The sequence below is a fragment of the Corynebacterium tuscaniense genome, from assembly GCF_008693065.1.
Taxonomy (GTDB): domain Bacteria; phylum Actinomycetota; class Actinomycetes; order Mycobacteriales; family Mycobacteriaceae; genus Corynebacterium; species Corynebacterium tuscaniense.
In genome coordinates this window covers 1-761 of record NZ_VXKH01000152.1, presented here as the reverse complement: position 1 = coordinate 761, position 761 = coordinate 1, and the positions used below count along the sequence as shown (strand labels likewise).

At 64.3% G+C, this 761-nt stretch carries 1 pseudogene; it reads left to right on the top strand.

The window, feature by feature from the left end:
- Nucleotides 1-11: 11 nt before the first annotated feature.
- Nucleotides 12-761 (top strand): annotated as a pseudogene (locus F4V54_RS10990) (hypothetical protein); the annotation flags it as partial.

Here is a 761-nt window from a genome sequence, read left to right as displayed (position 1 = left end):
CGGACCAGCTCGTGGGTGCGCGCCGCGCGGCCGGTGATGCGGCGGCGCAGGCCAGCTTCCTTGTGCAAGGGACGCAGAAACTCGTCGATGGCACTGAGCAGCTCAAGGACGGCTCCGGTGAACTCGTCGACGGCATCCAAGCCGCCCGTGATGGTGCGGACCAATTGTCCAAGGGTATGACTGAACTACAGAACGGAACCGGGTCACTTGCGGATGGTGCCACCCGCCTGGCGGATTCCGTCGGCGGCGCGGTTGACCAAGTAGTCGGGTTTGATGCCGTCCGCGGCCAGGTTCTCTCCGCGATTGACAGCACCCTGCGCAGCACCAAAAACTCCCGCGACCCAGACGTGATGGACCTGCGCGACCAGCTTGAGGGCCTGCGGGGCCAAGTGGAAATCGCTGAAATTCCCCAAGACATGCACAAACAGCTCGACGAGCTCAAAAGCGGCTCCCGGGAACTGGCCAACCAGCTCTCCGTGCCTGGCTACGCCTACCACGACGGTATCTACTCAGCCACCAACGGTGCCCGCGACTTGGCCAATGGCTTGAACGAGATGAACAACAAGGTCGGCGACGCCACTGGCGGAATCGATGAACTCGTAGACGGCGTGAGCAAGATCGACGACATGGCCAACACCACCCAGGACCGCATCGGCGACGTGCAGCGCGCCATGCCGGCACCCGCGCCAGTAACCAACGGTGATGGCGCCGACACCGACGGCCCGACTTCCGCACTCGCCCCACTGGCCGCGATGCTGGTG